The 17,157-nt window shown below is 62.9% G+C and carries 14 protein-coding genes; 12 read left to right on the top strand and 2 right to left on the bottom strand.

The genetic code is table 11. From position 1 onward, the window contains the following. Positions 1-34 precede the first annotated feature (34 nt). From AB4N92_RS27620 to AB4N92_RS27605, 4 genes are read left to right on the top strand one after another with little or no spacing between them, the layout of a single operon-like run. Complete coding sequence (locus tag AB4N92_RS27620; protein ID WP_106119151.1) at positions 35-1,156, top strand: AAA family ATPase; 1,122 nt, start codon at positions 35-37, stop codon at positions 1,154-1,156. After that, a complete protein-coding gene (locus AB4N92_RS27615) occupies positions 1,153-1,599 on the top strand; it encodes a bpX5 domain-containing protein (protein WP_047541713.1) in 447 nt (148 codons plus the stop codon). Before AB4N92_RS27620 ends, AB4N92_RS27615 begins: the two co-directional genes overlap by 4 nt. Beyond that, positions 1,586-3,382 (top strand): hypothetical protein, encoded by a 1,797-nt coding sequence (locus tag AB4N92_RS27610; protein WP_047541714.1) that lies wholly within the window; start codon positions 1,586-1,588, stop codon positions 3,380-3,382. Before AB4N92_RS27615 ends, AB4N92_RS27610 begins: the two co-directional genes overlap by 14 nt. Further along, entirely contained in the window at positions 3,375-6,251 is a 2,877-nt protein-coding gene (locus tag AB4N92_RS27605; RefSeq protein WP_236267091.1) for a bpX6 domain-containing protein, read from the top strand. Before AB4N92_RS27610 ends, AB4N92_RS27605 begins: the two co-directional genes overlap by 8 nt. Here AB4N92_RS27605 and AB4N92_RS27600 read toward each other — a convergent pair. Beyond that, the gene (locus AB4N92_RS27600; RefSeq protein WP_047541718.1) at positions 6,238-7,137 is read right to left on the bottom strand and encodes a LysR family transcriptional regulator; all 900 of its coding nucleotides are present in this window, start codon (positions 7,135-7,137) and stop codon (positions 6,238-6,240) included. The genes AB4N92_RS27605 and AB4N92_RS27600 overlap by 14 nt on opposite strands. A gap of 131 nt (positions 7,138-7,268) precedes the next feature. On the opposite strand from AB4N92_RS27600, the gene AB4N92_RS27595 reads away from it, so the two are divergent. The 8 genes from AB4N92_RS27595 to dctM all read left to right on the top strand — a co-directional run bounded on the left by AB4N92_RS27595 (position 7,269) and on the right by dctM (position 15,824). Next, positions 7,269-8,087 (top strand): HTD2 family dehydratase, encoded by an 819-nt coding sequence (locus AB4N92_RS27595; protein WP_021491546.1) that lies wholly within the window; start codon positions 7,269-7,271, stop codon positions 8,085-8,087. A 28-nt stretch (positions 8,088-8,115) separates the two neighbouring features. Then, positions 8,116-9,279 (top strand): acyl-CoA dehydrogenase family protein, encoded by a 1,164-nt coding sequence (locus tag AB4N92_RS27590; RefSeq protein WP_021491545.1) that lies wholly within the window; start codon positions 8,116-8,118, stop codon positions 9,277-9,279. Between the two features lie 10 nt (positions 9,280-9,289). Then, complete coding sequence (locus tag AB4N92_RS27585; protein WP_236267092.1) at positions 9,290-10,639, top strand: MmgE/PrpD family protein; 1,350 nt, start codon at positions 9,290-9,292, stop codon at positions 10,637-10,639. Positions 10,640-10,648: 9 nt separating this feature from the next. After that, complete coding sequence (locus AB4N92_RS27580; RefSeq protein WP_010210090.1) at positions 10,649-11,842, top strand: CaiB/BaiF CoA transferase family protein; 1,194 nt, start codon at positions 10,649-10,651, stop codon at positions 11,840-11,842. A gap of 18 nt (positions 11,843-11,860) precedes the next feature. Next, positions 11,861-12,676 carry an HpcH/HpaI aldolase/citrate lyase family protein gene (locus AB4N92_RS27575; RefSeq protein ID WP_236267093.1) on the top strand — a complete coding sequence of 272 codons (816 nt, stop codon included), beginning with the start codon at positions 11,861-11,863 and terminating at the stop codon, positions 12,674-12,676. Positions 12,677-12,778: 102 nt separating this feature from the next. Beyond that, positions 12,779-13,762 (top strand): TRAP transporter substrate-binding protein, encoded by a 984-nt coding sequence (locus AB4N92_RS27570; protein WP_042572258.1) that lies wholly within the window; start codon positions 12,779-12,781, stop codon positions 13,760-13,762. Positions 13,763-13,911: 149 nt separating this feature from the next. Next, positions 13,912-14,544 carry a TRAP transporter small permease gene (locus AB4N92_RS27565; RefSeq protein ID WP_021491541.1) on the top strand — a complete coding sequence of 211 codons (633 nt, stop codon included), beginning with the start codon at positions 13,912-13,914 and terminating at the stop codon, positions 14,542-14,544. Continuing rightward, entirely contained in the window at positions 14,544-15,824 is a 1,281-nt protein-coding gene (dctM, locus tag AB4N92_RS27560; RefSeq protein ID WP_010210099.1) for a C4-dicarboxylate TRAP transporter large permease protein DctM, read from the top strand. Before AB4N92_RS27565 ends, dctM begins: the two co-directional genes overlap by 1 nt. A gap of 132 nt (positions 15,825-15,956) precedes the next feature. Here the strand turns inward: dctM and ampC are convergent, their stop codons facing one another. Next, on the bottom strand, positions 15,957-17,111 hold the full coding sequence (ampC, locus tag AB4N92_RS27555; RefSeq protein ID WP_236267094.1) for a class C beta-lactamase: 1,155 nt from the start codon (positions 17,109-17,111) through the stop codon (positions 15,957-15,959). Between the last annotated feature and the right edge of the window lie 46 nt (positions 17,112-17,157).

Below are 17,157 nucleotides of genomic sequence, written 5' to 3'. Positions count from 1 at the left end.
AAGATTCTCCGCTTTGGTTTCAGGGAAGACACCCATGATTGCTCAGTTGCAGAGCGCTGCCGCGCAAATCCGCCACGCCGTGCGTGCCGCTACCGAAGGCTTGGTCGGGCGCGAGCAACTGGCCGAATTGATCGTGCTGGCAGCTGTGGCCCAGGAGCACATCCTGGTGATCGGGCCGCCCGGCACTGCAAAAAGCGCGGTGGTGCGGCGTGTCGCGCAGTCTATGGGTGGGCGTTACTTCGAATACCTGCTCGGACGCTTCACCGAGCCGTCCGAACTGTTCGGCGCGGTAGACCTGAAAAAGCTGCGCGAAGGCACGGTGGAAACCGACGTCAGCGGCATGCTGCCGGAAGCCGATATCGTGTTTCTCGACGAAGTCTTCCTGGGCTCTACCGCGATCCTCAACACCTTGCTGGGCGTACTCAACGAGCGCCGCTTCCGTCGTGGCCATACCCAGGTGCAATGCCCGCTGCGCGTGTGCGTCGGCGCCGCCAACGGCCTGCCGGATGATGAGGCGTTGGCGGCCTTCGGCGACCGTTTCCTGTTGCATCTGTTTGTCGAGTCGGTGCCGGACAATCAATTGGAAGCCATGCTGGCCGGCGGCTGGCAGTCGGAGCAGCGCCCGGTGCAACAGTTGCTCGGCCTTGCGCAACTGGACACGCTCGGCCAGGCCCTGAAACATGTCGACCTGACCGCTGTGCGCCCAGCCCTGGCCCAAGCCATTCGCCGCTTGCGCGAAGCCGGCATCCAGTTGTCAGACCGGCGCATCGTCAAGTCTCAGCGCTTGATCGCGGCCGCTGCATTGCTCAGTGGTCGCCTGGAAGCCAGCGACGCCGACTTGTGGCCGCTGCTGTACGTGTTGCCGACCCAGGTTACCCAGCAACACGGCCGCGAAGTGTTGCGCGACCTGTTTGCTGCCTCCAGCAACAGCCATTTGTTCAGCGCGGTGGAAGAGGCCACGTTGCAGCCGACGTCACGTGTGAATCGGCTGCTGGAAACCGCCGAAGACTACCTCTCCCGTGCCGAGCCGCCGGCCAGTAGCGTGCTCGAAGGCCTGTTGCGCGAGATCGATGCCAATTTCAATAGCCAGACCCTGCCCGAACCTCTGCAGCAGGCGCGGGGACAACTCACTCGATTGCTGACCCCCAGCGAATGAGTGCGCTGACCCAGCCTTGGGCCTGGCGTTCACGGCCAGTGCCCGCCGAGGCTCAGGCCGCCGTGGCCTGGGGCGATGCTGCCCGGCGCCTGCACGCACGCCTGGCGCTGCTCGCGGCCGACCATGCGGCGCGGCTGCAAGCCACTGCCAATGGTGATGTACTGGTGGTGACGGGCGTAATGGCTGACCTGCCTTGGGTCGACGGTGTTGCTTACGCTGCGCCCAGCACCAACGCACCGCATCTCTGGCTGCCGACCAGTTGGGAACCGCAGGTGCCACAGGACCTGCTGGGACAGGCCTTGTCCGCTCGCTTCAAACGCGCGCCCTTGCTGGTGTGGCACGACCCGCAGGCAGTGATCCCGCTGGACCGCCTGCTGGCCGTGTCGCCTGCGCATCTGCAACGTATCGCCGCCTATTGGAGAGGCACCCATGCAACTGCCTGAGGCGCTGCAACCCTGGCGGCAGTGGCTGGAGTGGTTTGCCCCGCAACACCTGCCCCTGTTCGCCGACCTGCTCGGTCGACTCAACCCTCTGCTCGGACCGCTGCGCGGCCTGCACCAGGGCGGAGTGCCGGAGCCCGATGGCCTGGGCGACCTGCATCGGCGCGGCCCCTATGAGCGACTGCTGTCCAGTGAATGGCTGCTGGCCGATGAAGTGCCTGACGAATTCCTGCGCCGGGCGGTCGGCGGTGAGCATATGTTCCTCGCCCCGCACTACCGTGCCCGTGAAGCGAACCGTCTGATTGTGGTGCTGTTCGATGCGGGCCCCTTGCAACTGGGGGCAGCGCGCTTGGTGCACCTGGCGCTGTTGATGCTGCTGGCGCGGCGTGCCGCAGAGGCGGGGGCGCAATTGCGCTGGGGCATCTTGCAAGCCACGCCCGAGTTGCATGAGCTGGATTCATCGGCGCAGCTCAAGCGCCTGCTCGACGCCCGCACCTACGAGGTCGTGAGCGACGACCATTGGCTGGCCTGGCGTGACGCGCTGGCCGACCACGCCGTTGGAGAATGCTGGGTGGTCGGCCAGCGCTTGCCGCCCACTGACCCCAAGGTCTGCACCCACCGCGTGCAGATTACGCGCAACCTGGATGGGCGCAGCCTGACGTTCGCCTTGAAATCGCGGCGCGTGTCGCTGCCGCTGCCGGAGGAGCAGCAGGCCGTGCGCTTGCTCAAGGGCCAGTTCGATAATGCCGTGCACACGCCGGCACCGAGCGCTGCCGGCCGGGTGGCGCGGGTTGCATTGACCCTGCCACCGGTCATCTCCGGTTCCGGCAACTATGTCGCCCTGCGTTTGCTCGATGAGCACGGCATGGTGGTGATCAAGCTGCCGCACAAGAACCAGAAAAAAAACCTCGAAGTGCGACGTCGCCTGTGGGGCAAACATCAGCACGTGCTCGCGGCCACCTTTAACTACCGCAGCCTCGGTGCGGTGCTCGGTGATGGCAATATCCTGACCTTCTGGAACATCCCCAGTCTCGTTTCGGTCAACAAGCCGACACGCGAAGAAATGCACCTGCCACCGGGCACCGCGACCTTTCTGCCCGCGGTGTGGCTGCGCGGCGATCAGACGGAGCGCCTGTATTTACTCGATACAAACGGTCAGCTCGCTCACTGGCAGCGGCCTGGCCACGCGCCGAGGGGAGAATGTTTCTCGGTGACGGACAATGTCATGGGGCTGGCGCAGTTGGACGCCTTATCGTTGATCTACGCCCGCATCGAGGGTGGGCAACTGGTGGCTTACCCCGCGACGTCTTCCGGTGCCCGCAGTCACGGTTATGCAGTCGGTGCGGCTGCCGGTGTGAGCCAGATACTGTTCGCCAGCACCCCGCATTGGAAGTACGCCTTTGGTGGTTGCGCATTACTCACTCACCAGGATGGCCGCCAGAGTTGGCGCCTGGTGACCCACGACAGTTTTCCCGCGAAAAAGGTACAGATCGACTTGGCGCCCGGCTGGAGCGCCATCGGCCTGGATCACCAGGTGGCGGCGCAGGAACGCTATTCGCTGGTATTGCTGGGGCCGAACCAGCACACCGTTGGCCTGTACACCGAGGGCCAACAACAGATGCTGTTCACCACGACGGCACCGATTGCCCGTGCGAGTTTCTGCCCCATGAGCGGCCTGGTGGCGGTGCTGACCACCGCCCGGGAATTACTGGTGTTCAACGTTGCCGAGCGCGCCATGCGTTTGCAAGTGATGTGTGACCTGAAACATGAGCCTGCCCATGCTTGAGCAAGAATCCCTGTTGATCCGCCGGCCGTTGTTGACCGGGCATCAACCCATCGACGGCATGTGGTTGCCCGCCGAGCGTTTTGCGCTGCAGGAGCGAGCTCGCTTGATGCTGGATCACTGGCGCACGGGCGCGACGGCCTACCGTTTTGTCGACGGCGATTTAGTGCAGTTCAGCACGCCGGTCGCGCTGGATTGCCAGACCCTTGCCGGCTGGCCGCTGGTGCGTCAGGGCCGTGGTCTGTGTTCGGCGCAGTTGAGCAACGAGGAGCAGCGCGCTTTACCGGCCGCCGACCTGTGGCTGGTGCGCGGCAGCCAGGTGCACGCTTTGCAGTTGCGCGATGCCCAGGCCCTGGAACCTGGGCAGTGGCTTGATATCAGCGCCTACACCTTGCTCGATACCTTCGATTGTCATGCGCCCGTCGTGCCGGCCCTGCCTGAACCGGTGATCACCGATGTACGCGAGATCCTGGGCGGATTGGCGCCGGTCAGCCCCGAGCAGGAGAGCGTGATCCGGGCCTTGCTGGAGCGGCAATCACCCGCACCGAAAGCGCCGCTCCCCAAGGCTGCACGCCAATGGGGCAACGAGGAGCCCGTACCCTATCCGGCGTTGAAACTGGGCGTCACCCTGGCACTGGTTGCAGGGTTGATCTGGATGGCCACCCAAGGCCAATCCGTGCCGCTGGCACCAGTGTCTGCCACAACCACCGAAGACATCAGCGGCGTGATCCTGGGCATGCTGCTGAGCGCCATTGTTTTCACCGCCTTGCTGGTAGCGCTGAACAAATGCCTGCGCCGAGGTGCGCGGCCTATCGGCGCTGTGCAGCAAGCCGCGGACAACCCAAGCATTCCCCAGCGTGCCAAACCGGCTCGTCATAAGCCGGCGGCCTGGCGCCGCTGGCTGACCCGCCTGACCGAGCATTCAAAACTGTCCCGGCTGTACGGCAGGCGCCAGGCGGCTTACATGCAGCGCATGCTGGAGATGTTCGAGGACGGCGATTTCGCCGAAGCTTTGCGCCATGCCATCCCCTTGGGTGACCAGCAATCGAATGGTGAACAGCACTTCGGTACGCCGCAGCGCCGCGAGGACCTGACTCTTAGCCAACAGCACGGGCCCAACCGTACCTACCGCTTCGAGGAAGGGCTGACCGAGCACCTGCGCCAGATCTACCGCCGCTCCTATGAGCGCCTGGCCCGCGAAAATCGTATCGAAGAAGCGGTATTCGTACTCGCTGAACTGCTCAAGGAACGCCAGGAAGCACTCGATTATCTGGAAAAACACGCGCGCTACCAGCAGGCCGCCGACCTCGCTCTCGCCTGGGACATGCCGTCTGCGGTCATCGTGCGCCTGCTGTGCCTGGCCGAGAACTGGCAGCGCGCCTTGCTGGTGGCGCGTCGAGATGATGCGTTTGCCGATGCGGTGGTGTTGCTTCACGCCAAGCAGCCGCAGATCGCCGACCGTTTACGCCTGGAGTGGGCCGAGTCGCTGATCGCCAAGGGCCTGTGGTTGCAAGCCGTTGAGGTGGTGTGGAGCTTGCCGCAAGAGCGCCCGCGCGCCGCTCAATGGCTGCTCGATGCCGAAGCGGCCGGTGGGCGTCTGGCGATTGGTGCCTTGGTAAAACGTGCCATATTGCTGCCCCAAACCCTGGACGCTTACGGACCCTGGATCGAACAACTGCGTGACGATCCCAGCCGTTGCGCCGAGCGGGATGCCCTGGCGCACGCGATGTTGGCGCACAAGTCCGACACCGTGGCCCTGGCCTGGCTCGCCGGTGCCACCGTGCACGCGGTGCTCGCCGACCAGCTCAGTGGGCGCGGGGGGCTCAACTTCAACCAACTGCAGTCGCTGGTCAAAATGAGCCGGGACAAATGTTTGCAGGCGGACTTGCCCGGCCAGTCACTCAAACGTCCCGCCGTGCGCTCGCTGGAGCACGCGGGCGAGGCATTGCAGTGGTCAGCCCCGGTCCTGGGCAGCCGCTCGGTATACGATGCGGTGTCGCTGGATGACGAGCGTTATCTGGTGGCACTGGGCGAGGTCGGTGCAGTGGTGACGGATGCCAGCGGCACGCCGCTGTTCCATTTCGCCGTGCCGGCCCAGCGGATTGTCTTGGCGCACAGCCGGCAAATGGCGCTGGTGCTGACCCGGCGCGACACGGTGTGGCGCATCAGCAAGTTGGACTTGGTCAATCGTGCCGCGACCGACTTGGGCGTGCAGGTGCTTGACGTGTTCGCCGATCAGTTTGATGGCAGCACCTGGACCCTCGGCCAAGGCCGGCAACTGCGTGTGGTGGACGTGGATCGCGGCTTTGAAACCCTGTGGCACGTCAGCGACTTGCCAGGCTCGGTTCGCGCCCTCAAAGGTGATGAACGCAATGAGTTCCTGTGGCTCCATAGCCCCCTGGAAGGTTTTGAGCGCTGGCATTATCGCCTGCCTGAGCGGCGGTTGGCGGGGCGTGAGCCGGCGTCGCCGCAGTCAGAGGAAAGCAACGCGTTGTTCTGTGCACTCGATCAAACCGTTGAGTACCTGGTCCGGTACAGCGACGACGAAGAGCCAGTGCTGATCCTGGATGTCGACGGCAACCGCAAGGGGTATCGCCTGACGGGCTGTGATGAAGGGTGCTTCGATAGCAACCCGGTGCGCATCGTCGTCGACGCGGATTGGTTGGTATTTGGCTATATCGCCAGTGACCGCGACACCCGCTGGCACTTTATCCATCGTGGCAGTGACAACGTGTGTGCTGTGCTGCATTGGCCGCGCTACGAGGTGAATATCCGTCGCACCGGCGATGGCTGGCTGTTATTCGATGACCAGGGACGTTTGAGCCACATCACAGTGGAAGACGCCCGCCAGCGCAACCTCAGCCTGCATTGACCGAGTCCGGCATCAACGTGGCAATCAACGCACGAATGGTGCCGGGCAACGCCTCCAGCTCTCGCACCAGGATGCTGCGCTCGCGAATCGCCCAGGGTTCATCCAATTGCACTGCGATCAATTGCATGGTGCGGCTGTGACGCACGGCGGCCGACTCTGGAATGATGCCGATGCCCACACCGGCTTCGACCATTCGACAGATCGCCTCGAAACTCGACACTTGGATACGCAGCGACAAATGCTTGCCCAGCCGCTCGACATGCTCGCGCAAGAAGCTCAGCAAGGTGCTGCCTTCGTGCAGGCCGATGTGCTGGTAAGCGAGGGTCTGTTCCAGCGTCACTGACGCTTGCCCCGCCAACGGGTGCCCGACCGGCACCATCAACACCAGTTTATCCGTGCTGAAATGCAGCACCTGCAACCCCGAAGCTTCCACCGGCCCGGCGATGATGCCCATGTCGCTGGTGCCATCGAGTACGCCGCGCACGATGTCTCGGGACAGGCGTTCCTGGAGGTCGACGGTCACGCCGGGGCGTTCTGATAGGAAGCCCGCCAGTACTTCGGGCAAGAATTCGGTGACCGCGGTGGTGTTGGCGAAGATGCGGATATGCCCGGCTGAATCCACGCCGTACTGGGTGAATTCGCTTTTGAGGTAATCCACCTGACGCATGATCAGCCGCGCATGGTGCAGCAGGCGTTCACCGGCCGGGGTGATCTCCACGCCACGGCTGTCGCGGTACAACAGGCGGGTGTCGAGCTGGCCTTCGAGGGCTTTGATCCTTGCGCTGGCGGCGGCCGGCGAGAGGAACGCGCGCTTGGCGCCTTGGGTCAGGCTGGGGGATTCGGCGATATGGATGAACAGGCGCAGGTCGGCCAGATCGAAGTGCATGCGTGACTCCTGGGACAGAACGGCGGCGTTCAGCATAACCGAACGCCGGTTTATTGAAATGCAAATTCTCAGAACGGCTGCAGGCTTGCATGATCCGGGGAAGACACTCACTGCCCGAGGACCTGCACCCCATGAGCGCCACCGATTGGATCGGCCGAAGCGAAACCGCCCACGACCACCTCAGCCATAACCTGCTCAAGCGCATCGCCGCCACCTTCGGCGAGGCCGTTCCCGAGGATGGGGCGGACATTCCGTCGCTGTGGCAGTGGTGTTTCTTCCAGGACCCGCTCCCGGAAACTGCCCTGGGCACTGACGGCCACCCGGCCCGTGGCGGCTTTCTGCCGCCGGCCGATAACCGTAATCGCATGTGGGCCGGTGGGCGCATCGAGTTCCTGCATGCGCTGCGTGCGGGCGAGGCGGCGACGCGCGTGTCGACCATCGTTCAGGTGGAAGAAAAGACCGGTCGCACCGGCTCGCTGCTGTTTGTCACTGTGCGCCACGACTATTCCCAGGACGGCCGCCTGGCGATCCGCGAGGAACAGGACATCGTCTATCGCGAGCCCACGCCGCCCAAATCCGGCAGTGGTGACGCGCTGGAGCAGGGCGGATGGTCTGAAACCGTCGACCCCACGCCAACCCTGCTGTTTCGCTACAGCGCCGTGACCTTCAACGGTCACCGCATTCACTACGACTACCCCTACGTCACCGGCACCGAAGGCTACTCAGGCCTGGTGGTGCATGGTCCGTTGATTGCCACCCTGAGCCTGCGCGCGTTCTGCCGCGCCAACCCTGGTGCAACCTTGCGTCGTTTTGCCTATCGCGGCGTGCGCCCTTTGATAGCGCCGCAGCCGTTTGAAGTGGGCGGCCGCGTGATCGAAGCCGGTGTGGCACAGCTGTGGGCCGGCAACGTCGAGGGCCTGGCGCAGCAAGCAAGCGTGCATTTCGAATAATCCAAGAACAACAGGCGGAGCGCCGGTAATGAACCCCAATGACAATGAAGAACTCAATGCGATCCGCGAAGGCGTGCGCGCCTTGTGCGCGGAATTCGATGCTGCGTACTGGCGCAGGATTGACGAGGAAAAGGGCTTCCCCGAAGCCTTCGTCAAGGCGCTGACCGACGCCGGCTGGCTGTCGGCGATGATTCCTGAAGCATACGGCGGCTCCGGCCTGGGCCTGGCTGAAGCGTCCGTGATCCTTGAAGAGGTGAACCGCTGCGGCGGCAACTCCGGCACTGTGCACGGCCAGATGTACAACATGTTCACCCTGTTGCGACACGGCAGTGAAGCGCAGAAACGTTTCTACCTGCCCAAGCTCGCCAGCGGCGAATTGCGCCTGCAATCCATGGGGGTGACCGAGCCCTCCACCGGCACCGACACCACCAAGATCAAGACCACGGCGATCAAACGTGGCGACAAATACGTGATCAACGGCCAGAAGGTGTGGATCTCGCGGGTGCAGCATTCCGACCTGATGATCCTGCTGGCGCGCACCACGCCACTGGCCGAGGTGAAGAAAAAATCCGAAGGCATGTCGATCTTCCTGGTGGACCTGCGCGAAGCCATCGGCAACGGCCTGACCGTGCAGCCCATCGCCAATATGGTCAACCATGAAACCAACGAGCTGTTTTTCGACAACCTGGAATTGCCCCTGGACAGTCTGATCGGCGAAGAGGGCAAGGGCTTCAAATACATCCTCGACGGCCTCAACGCCGAGCGCACCTTGATCGCCGCTGAATGCATCGGTGATGGCCGCTGGTTTATCGAAAAGGCCAGCGCCTATGCCCGCGACCGCGTGGTGTTTGGCCGGCCCATCGGGCAAAACCAGGGCGTGCAGTTTCCGATTGCCGAAGCGCATATCGAGATCGAAGCCGCGGACCTGATGCGCTGGCGTGCCTGCGAGGAATACGACAGCGGCAAGCAGGCTGGCGCGAGCGCGAACATGGCCAAGTACCTGGCGGCCAAGGCGTCGTGGGAAGCAGCCAACGCCTGCCTGCAGACCCACGGCGGTTTCGGTTTTGCCTGCGAATACGACGTGGAGCGCAAGTTCCGCGAGACGCGCCTGTACCAGGTGGCACCGATCTCCACCAACCTGATCCTGTCCTACGTGGCCGAGCATCTGCTCGAACTGCCACGCAGTTTCTGAGGGCCTGACCATGAGCCATACCCAAGCCTTGTGTCGGTTCCTGGCCGAACTGAACGTCGCGCAGCTGCCTGAAGAGGTGCTGGCGCGCACCGAAGACCTGTACCTGGACTGGCTGGCCTCGGCGCTGGCGAGCAAGGGGGCGCACCCGATTCCGTTGTTCGAACGTTATGCGCAGAAGATGGGCCCCGGCAGCGGCCCGGCGCAGGTGATCGTCAATGGCGGCAGCAGCAGCGCGTATTTCGCTGCGCTGGTCAACGCTGCTTCATCCCATCTGGTGGAGCAGGACGACCTGCACAACAGTTCCGTCCTGCACCCGGCGACTGTGGTGTTCCCGGCGGCACTGGCGGCCGCCCAGGACCTTGGCAAATCCGGCAGCGACTTGCTGCTGGCGTCGGTGGCCGGTTATGAAGCCGGTATCCGCATCGGCGAATTCATGGGCCGGTCCCATTACCGCATCTTCCACACCACTGCCACCGTCGGCACGCTGGCCGCCGCCGTTGCCGTGGGCAAATTGCTGGATTTCAACGAAGAACAATTCATCAACCTGTTGGGCAGCGCGGGCACCCAGGCTGCCGGGTTATGGGAGTTCCTGCGTGATGCCGCCGACTCCAAGCAGCTGCACACCGCGAAAGCGGCGGCGGACGGCTTGCTCGCCGCGTACCTGACGGCGGACGGGTTGACCGGTGCACGCAATATTCTTGAGGGCGACCAGGGGCTGGCGGCGGGCATGTCCACTGATGCCGAGCCTGCCAGACTGTCCGCCGACCTCGGCAGCCGCTGGGCGTTGCTGGAAACCTCGTTCAAGTTTCATGCGTCGTGCCGCCATACCCATCCTGCCGCCGATGCGCTGCTGGACCTGATGCAGCGCGAAGGTCTGCACGCCGAACAGATCGCCCGCGTGGAAACCCGCGTGCACCAAGGCGCCATCGATGTGTTGGGCCGCGTGACCGTGCCTGCTTCTGTGCACCAGGCCAAGTTCTCCATGGGCACCGTGCTGGGCCTGATCGCCGTGCATGGCAAGGCCGGGCTTACGGAGTTCCATGAGCTGGCGTTGACTGACCCAGCCGTCGCGGCGTTGCGCGACAAAGTCAGCATGACCCTCGACCCTGAAGTCGACGGCGCCTACCCCCAGCGCTGGCTCGGCCGTGTCACCGTCACCACGCTGGAGGGTCGCACGTTGCACGGCGCTATCGACGAACCCAAGGGCGATCCGGGCAACACCCTGAGCCGTGCGGAACTGGCGGATAAATTCCAGCGCCTCACCCAGTTCAGCAACGCCCGCACACCGGCCCAGGCCAATGCCCTGATCGACAAAGTCTGGGACCTGCGCAACGCCGTATCCATGGCCGATTGGCTTTGAGGAACCGTCATGACTAACCCAAGACCGCTGGACGGCATCACCGTTGTCAGCCTGGAACACGCGATTGCCGCGCCATTCTGCACCCGTCAATTGGCTGACCTGGGCGCGCGCGTGATCAAGGTCGAGCGCCCCGGCGCCGGCGACTTTGCCCGTGGCTACGATGAACGTGTGCGTGGCCTGGCCTCGCATTTCGTGTGGACCAACCGTTCCAAGGAAAGCCTGACCCTGGACCTCAAGCAGGAGGAGGCCGGTACGATTCTCGACACACTGCTGGCCGACGCCGATGTACTGGTGCAGAACCTGGCACCCGGCGCAGCCGCGCGCATGGGCCTGTCGTTCGAGGCGCTGCACGAGCGCTTCCCGCGCCTGATCGTCTGCGATATTTCCGGCTACGGCGAAGGCGGCCCGTACGAAAAGAAGAAGGCCTACGACCTGCTGATCCAGAGCGAGGGCGGCTTTCTTTCCGTCACCGGCGGCCCTGGCGAAGACCAGATGGCCAAGGCCGGTTGTTCCATCGCCGACATCTCGGCGGGCATGTATGCCTACAGCGGCATCCTCTCGGCGCTGCTGCTGCGCGGCAAGACGGGGAAGGGCAGCCGCATCGACGTCAGCATGCTGGAAAGCCTGGTGGAATGGATGGGCTACCCGATGTACTACGCGTTCGACGGCGCACCCCAACCCCCGCGTGCCGGGGCGGCGCATTCGACGATCTATCCCTACGGACCGTTTCCCACCGGTGACGGCGGTACCGTGATGCTCGGCCTGCAAAATGAGCGCGAATGGGCGGCGTTCTGCGACAAGGTGCTGCTCACCCCGGCATTGGCGACCGACGAGCGTTTCTCCGCCAACTTCAAGCGCTCGGCGAACCGCGAAGTGCTGCGTCAGATCATTGTCGACAGCTTCGCGCAGTTGGATGCCGAGGCGGTGATCCAGCGCCTGGAAAGCGCGCAGATCGCCAGCGCCCGCGTCAACGATATGCAAGGCGTGTGGGATCACCCGCAACTCAAGGCGCGTGACAGTTGGCGAGCAGTCGACAGCCCGGCCGGTCCGTTGCCGGCGCTGCTACCGCCGGCCCGCAATGCCGCCTTCACTCCGCGCATGGACGGTGTTCCAGGCTTGGGCCAGCACAGCCAGGGCATTCTCGACGGGCTCGGTTACTCGACAGATGCCATCGACGGCCTGCGCGCGCGCGGCGTTATCTAACCATAAGGAATTCAACAGATGCCCAAGCCACTGGTACGTTCGGCGTTGTTTGTGCCCGGTAGCCGACCGGAGCGATTCTCCAAAGCCTTGGCCAGCGGTGCCGACGCAGTGATCGTGGATTTTGAGGATGCGGTGGAAGAGCCGCTCAAGCGTCAGGCGCGGGAAAACCTGGGGGCGTTTCTGACGGCCAACCCCGCCGCTCAGGTGTGGGTGCGTATCAACGCGCCGGAACATGCCGAGCATTTTGAGGATGTGGCTTTCTGCAAGGCTCATCCGACTGTGGCGGGCGTCCTGTTGCCAAAGGTCGAGAGCGCATCCCAGGTCGCCGTCGTGGCGGCAACCGGCAAAGTCATTTGGCCGATTATCGAGAGTGCGCGTGGTTTGTTGGCAGTGGCCGAGATCGCCCATGCACCGCAGGTGGAACGCCTGTCATTCGGCGGGCTGGATCTGGCGCTGGACCTGAACCTGAGCAGTAATTCGCCTGCCGCCCAGTTCGCCCTGGACCAGGCGCGGCTGGCGCTGATTGTGCATTCCCGCGCTGCGGGCCTGGTTGCACCGCTGGATGGCGTGCACTCGGCCATCGACGATCCTGAAGGCCTGCGCCGCTCGATCCGGCATGCCTATGAGATGGGGTTTGCCGGCGCACTGTGTATCCATCCCAAACAGGTGGCGGTGATTCACCAGGCATTGGCGCCAAGCGCCGAAGATTTGGCCTGGGCCCGGCGTGTGGTGGATGCCGGTGCCCATGGGGCAGGCGCCTATCAGATCGATGGGCAGATGGTGGATGCGCCGGTGTTGTTGCGGGCGCAACGGCTGTTGGCGGCTCTGCTTTAGCGTTCGTCCAGGCCGAACGCAGGTATCAAAAAATCGAAATTCACTACACGCGTGACATCAGGCACCTTGCCCTACAACACAACAATAAGAAGGTGATTTCCCATGCTCAAGCTTTCTCGGGCGCTGCTGTGCGCCGCCACCTTGTTCGCCGCGGGCCTGGCCCAGGCGGCGGACCCGATTGTCATCAAGTTCGCCCACGTGGTCGCCGAAAACACCCCCAAGGGGCAGGGCGCGCTGCTGTTCAAGAAGCTCGCGCAAGAGCGCCTGCCCGGCAGGGTAAAGGTCGAGGTGTACCCGAACTCGTCGTTGTTCGGCGATGGCAAGGAAATGGAAGCGCTGTTGTTGGGCGATGTGCAGATGCTGGCACCGTCCCTGGCCAAGTTCGAGCAATACACCCAGCAAGTGCAGATCTACGACCTGCCGTTCCTGTTCAACGACCTGGCCGCTGTCGACCGTTTCCAGGCGGCCCAGGGCAAGGCATTGCTGACGGCGATGCAGGACAAGAACATCCTCGGCCTGGCCTATTGGCACAACGGCCTCAAGCAGCTCTCGTCGAACAAGGCGCTGCATGAACCCAAGGACGCCCGAGGCCTGAAGTTCCGCGTACAGGCCTCCAGCGTGCTTGAAGAACAGTTCAAGGCCATCCGCGCCAACCCGCGCAAGATGAGCTTTGCCGAGGTCTATCAAGGCCTGCAGACCGGCACAGTGAATGGCACCGAGAACACCTGGTCGAACTATGAAAGCCAGAAGGTCAACGAGGTGCAGAAATACTTCACCGAGTCCAACCATGGTCTGATCGACTACATGGTGATCACCAACGCCACGTTCTGGAACGGCCTGCCACCGGATATCCGCAGCACTCTGGAGCAGATCATGGTCGAGGTCACCGTCGAGGTGAACAAGCAGGCTGAAGCGCTGAACCAATCGGCCAAGCAGAAGATCATCGATGCCAAGACCAGCGAAATCATCGAACTGACCCCGGACCAACGCCAGCTATGGCGCGAAGCCATGCGCCCGGTGTGGCAGAAGTTCGAAGGGGAAATTGGGGCTGATCTGATCAAGGCGGCGGACGCGTCCAACCAGTAGCGCAGATTCAATGGGGGCGCGGGCCTGCGATTGCGGTCTGTCTGTTGATACAACGGGCGATTGATCCACTGCTGTCGCAGGCAAGCCAGTTCCCACCGTTTGATCCGATTTCCAACCCGATACCTATTCCCGCTTCGCGAGGTTTTGCCATGCAAACGCTAAGGCGCGTCTGGGAGCACCTGGAGGAGGGCTTTATTGCCTTCCTGCTGGCCGCCATGACCCTGGTGACATTCGTCTACGTCATGCTCAACAACATCTACACGCTGTTCTTTGCCCTGGCCGACAAATGGGCGTGGAGCAGTGACTTCTTCGGCGCCCTGGGCGACCACACCATGACCTGGGCCCAGGACATGACCTGGAGCGTGGCGCTGACCAAGGCCATGTTCGGCTGGCTGATTTTCTTCGGTATTTCCTATGGCGTACGCACCGCCGGCCACCTTGGCGTGGATGCGCTGGTCAAGCTGACCAAGCGCCCGGTGCAACGCGTGCTCGGCATGCTCGCCTGCCTGTGCTGCCTGGCCTACGCCGGGTTGTTCATGATCGCCAGCTACAAGTGGGTGAGTGCGGTGATGGGCGCGCATATCGGTGCTGAAGACCTCGACCAGTATGGTATCGACGTCGGTGACATCGTGGTGATCGTGCCCATCGGATTCGCCATGGTGTTCATCCGCTACCTGGAAATTTTCTACCGCATCTTTACCCACCGTCAGGTCGGGTTGGGGCTGGCCGACGAGGCCGGTGAGGCCAGCAAGTTGGCCGGCAGCCATGAGGAGCGTCACTGATGGCCGTGCTCTGTCTGTTTCTGCTGTTATTCGTGTTCATGTTTCTCGGCGTGCCGATTGCGATTTCCCTGGGGCTGTCCGGCGCAGTGTCGATCCTGATGTTCAGCCAGGATTCGGTGAGTTCCCTGGCGATCAAGCTATTCGAAACCTCCGACGCCTATACCTTCCTGGCGATTCCGTTTTTTCTGCTGTCCGGTGCGTTCATGACCACTGGCGGCGTAGCGCAGCGTTTGATTGATTTTGCCAACGCCTGTGTCGGCCATATCCGAGGTGGTCTGGCCATTGCGGCGGTGCTGGCGTGCATGCTGTTTGCGGCATTGTCAGGTTCGTCCCCGGCGACGGTGGCGGCGGTGGGCTCGATCGCCGTCGCGGGCATGGTCCGTTCCGGTTACCCGAAGGCGTTCGGCGCGGGCATCATCTGCAACGCGGGCACCTTGGGCATCCTGATTCCACCGTCGATCGTGATGGTGGTGTATTCGGCGGCGACTGAAACCTCGGTCGGCAAGCTGTTCATGGCAGGGGTGATTCCCGGGTTATTGCTGGGCCTGATGCTGATGATCGCGATCTACATTGTCGCGCGCATCAAGAAGCTGCCGGCGCAGCCACGGGCGACCTTTCGTGAGTGGCTGACCTCTGCACGCCGGGCATTCTGGGGCCTGTTGCTGCTGGTGATTATCCTCGGCGGCATCTACAGCGGGATGTTCACCCCGACCGAAGCGGCGGCGGTGGCGGCGGTTTACTCGGCGTTTGTCGCGCTGTTCATCTACAAGGACATGCAGCTGCGCGACTGTCCCAAGGTGCTGCTGGAGTCCGGGCGCCTGGCGATCATGCTGATGTTCATCATCGCCAACGCCATGCTGTTTGCCCATGTGCTGACCACCGAGCAGATCCCCCAGGAAATCACGGCGTGGGTGCTCTCCGAAGGCCTGACGCCGATTGGCTTTTTGATCATGGTCAACGTGGTGTTGTTGATTGCCGGCAGCTTTATGGAACCGTCCGCCATCGTGCTGATCCTGGCGCCGATCTTCTTCCCGATTGCCATGAAACTGGGGATTGACCCGATTCACCTGGGGATCGTGATGGTGGTCAACATGGAAATCGGCCTGGTGCATCCACCGGTGGGGCTGAACCTGTTCGTGACGTCGGCGGTGACCGGATTGACGCTGGGGCAGACCATCCGCGCGGCGTTGCCGTGGCTGATGATTCTGTTGGTGTTCCTGATCATGGTCACGTACTTGCCGTTCATTTCGCTGGCGCTGCCGCACTGGCTCGGTATGTAGATTCCGGAACCCTGCAGCACCCTGTGGGAGCCGGGCTTGCCCGCGATAGCTGTGTGTCATTTGCCCAATTTACCGGCTGACACGCCCTCATCGCGGGCAAGCCCGTTTCCCACATTTGATGTGTGCCAGTGCTTAGTGGTCCATCGCACTCAAGATCGCATGAGCCACCTTCACCCGCTCGGCAATCGGGTAGTTCTTGTTCGCCAGGATCACCACGCCCATGGCCTTGCTCGGCACATAGGCCACGTACGTGCCAAACCCACTGGTGGAGCCGGTTTTGTTCAGCAGTGTGTCGGCGTGAGGCGCCTGCGGTGGGGTCAGCCAATTGACCGGATTCGGCTCCATGGCCATTTTTGTCGAATTGCCGTCTAACAGCGCGTCCAGCTTGATCGGGTAGGGATACAGTTCCCAACCCAGGCCCTGGGTCATGCCGTTTACGTTGTAATAACCCGTGTGAGTGGTGGCGATCGCTTGCTGCAAGGGTTTTTCCAGGCTCGCGGGGTTTATGTTCACACTCACGTAATGCAGCAGATCGGCGGCGCTGGTTTTGATGCCATAGGCTTCGCTGTCCATGGCGCCGGGGCCGACGCGCACGGGTTTTCCATCCTTGCCATAGCCCTGGGCGTACAGGTTCATCTGGCTATCAGGCACTTTCATGAAGGTGTGCTTGAGGCCCAGTTTTGGCAGCAGGGTTTTCTCCATCACCTGATCAAACGGCTGCTTCAGACTTTGCGCTGCCAGGTAGCCGAACAGGCCCAGGCTTGGGTTGGAGTACAGGCGCTGGGTGCCAGGGGCAAAGTCGGGTTTCCATTGCTGGAAGTAGCTGATCATGTGCTGGTTGTTGTCTGCCTCGCGGGGGAATTGCAGGGGCAGGCCGCCAGGCGTGTAGGTGCCCAGGTTGAGCACGCTGATGTGGTCGAACTTGCTGTTGCGCAACGCCGGAAGGTACTGGCTGGCCGGATCGCTGAGGGTCAGTTTGCCGCTTGCCACGGCATAGCCGGCGAGGGTGGCGGTGAAGGTTTTGCTCACCGAGCCGATTTCAAACAGGGTGTTTTCACTGACGGGCTGTCTCGCGTCTTTGCTGGCGACGCCGTAGTTAAAGTATTGCGCCTTGCCATCCTTCACGATACCGACGACAAGGCCGGGAATAGACTGTTGCTGCATCAGCGGCTTGATGCTGGCGTCCACCACGGCGCGCAGGTCGTCGGCGGCCAGGCAGTGGCCGGCGGCGAGAAACAACGCCGCGGCGCCTAAATTACGCACGCCTGACAGGGGGAGTTGAGGCATGATATCGCTTCCATGAGAGTGGTCGATTGATTGAGGAGCCTGCGCA

The organism is Pseudomonas sp. S3_A09, from assembly GCF_054668065.1.
This window is presented reverse-complemented; position numbering and strand designations above follow the sequence as displayed.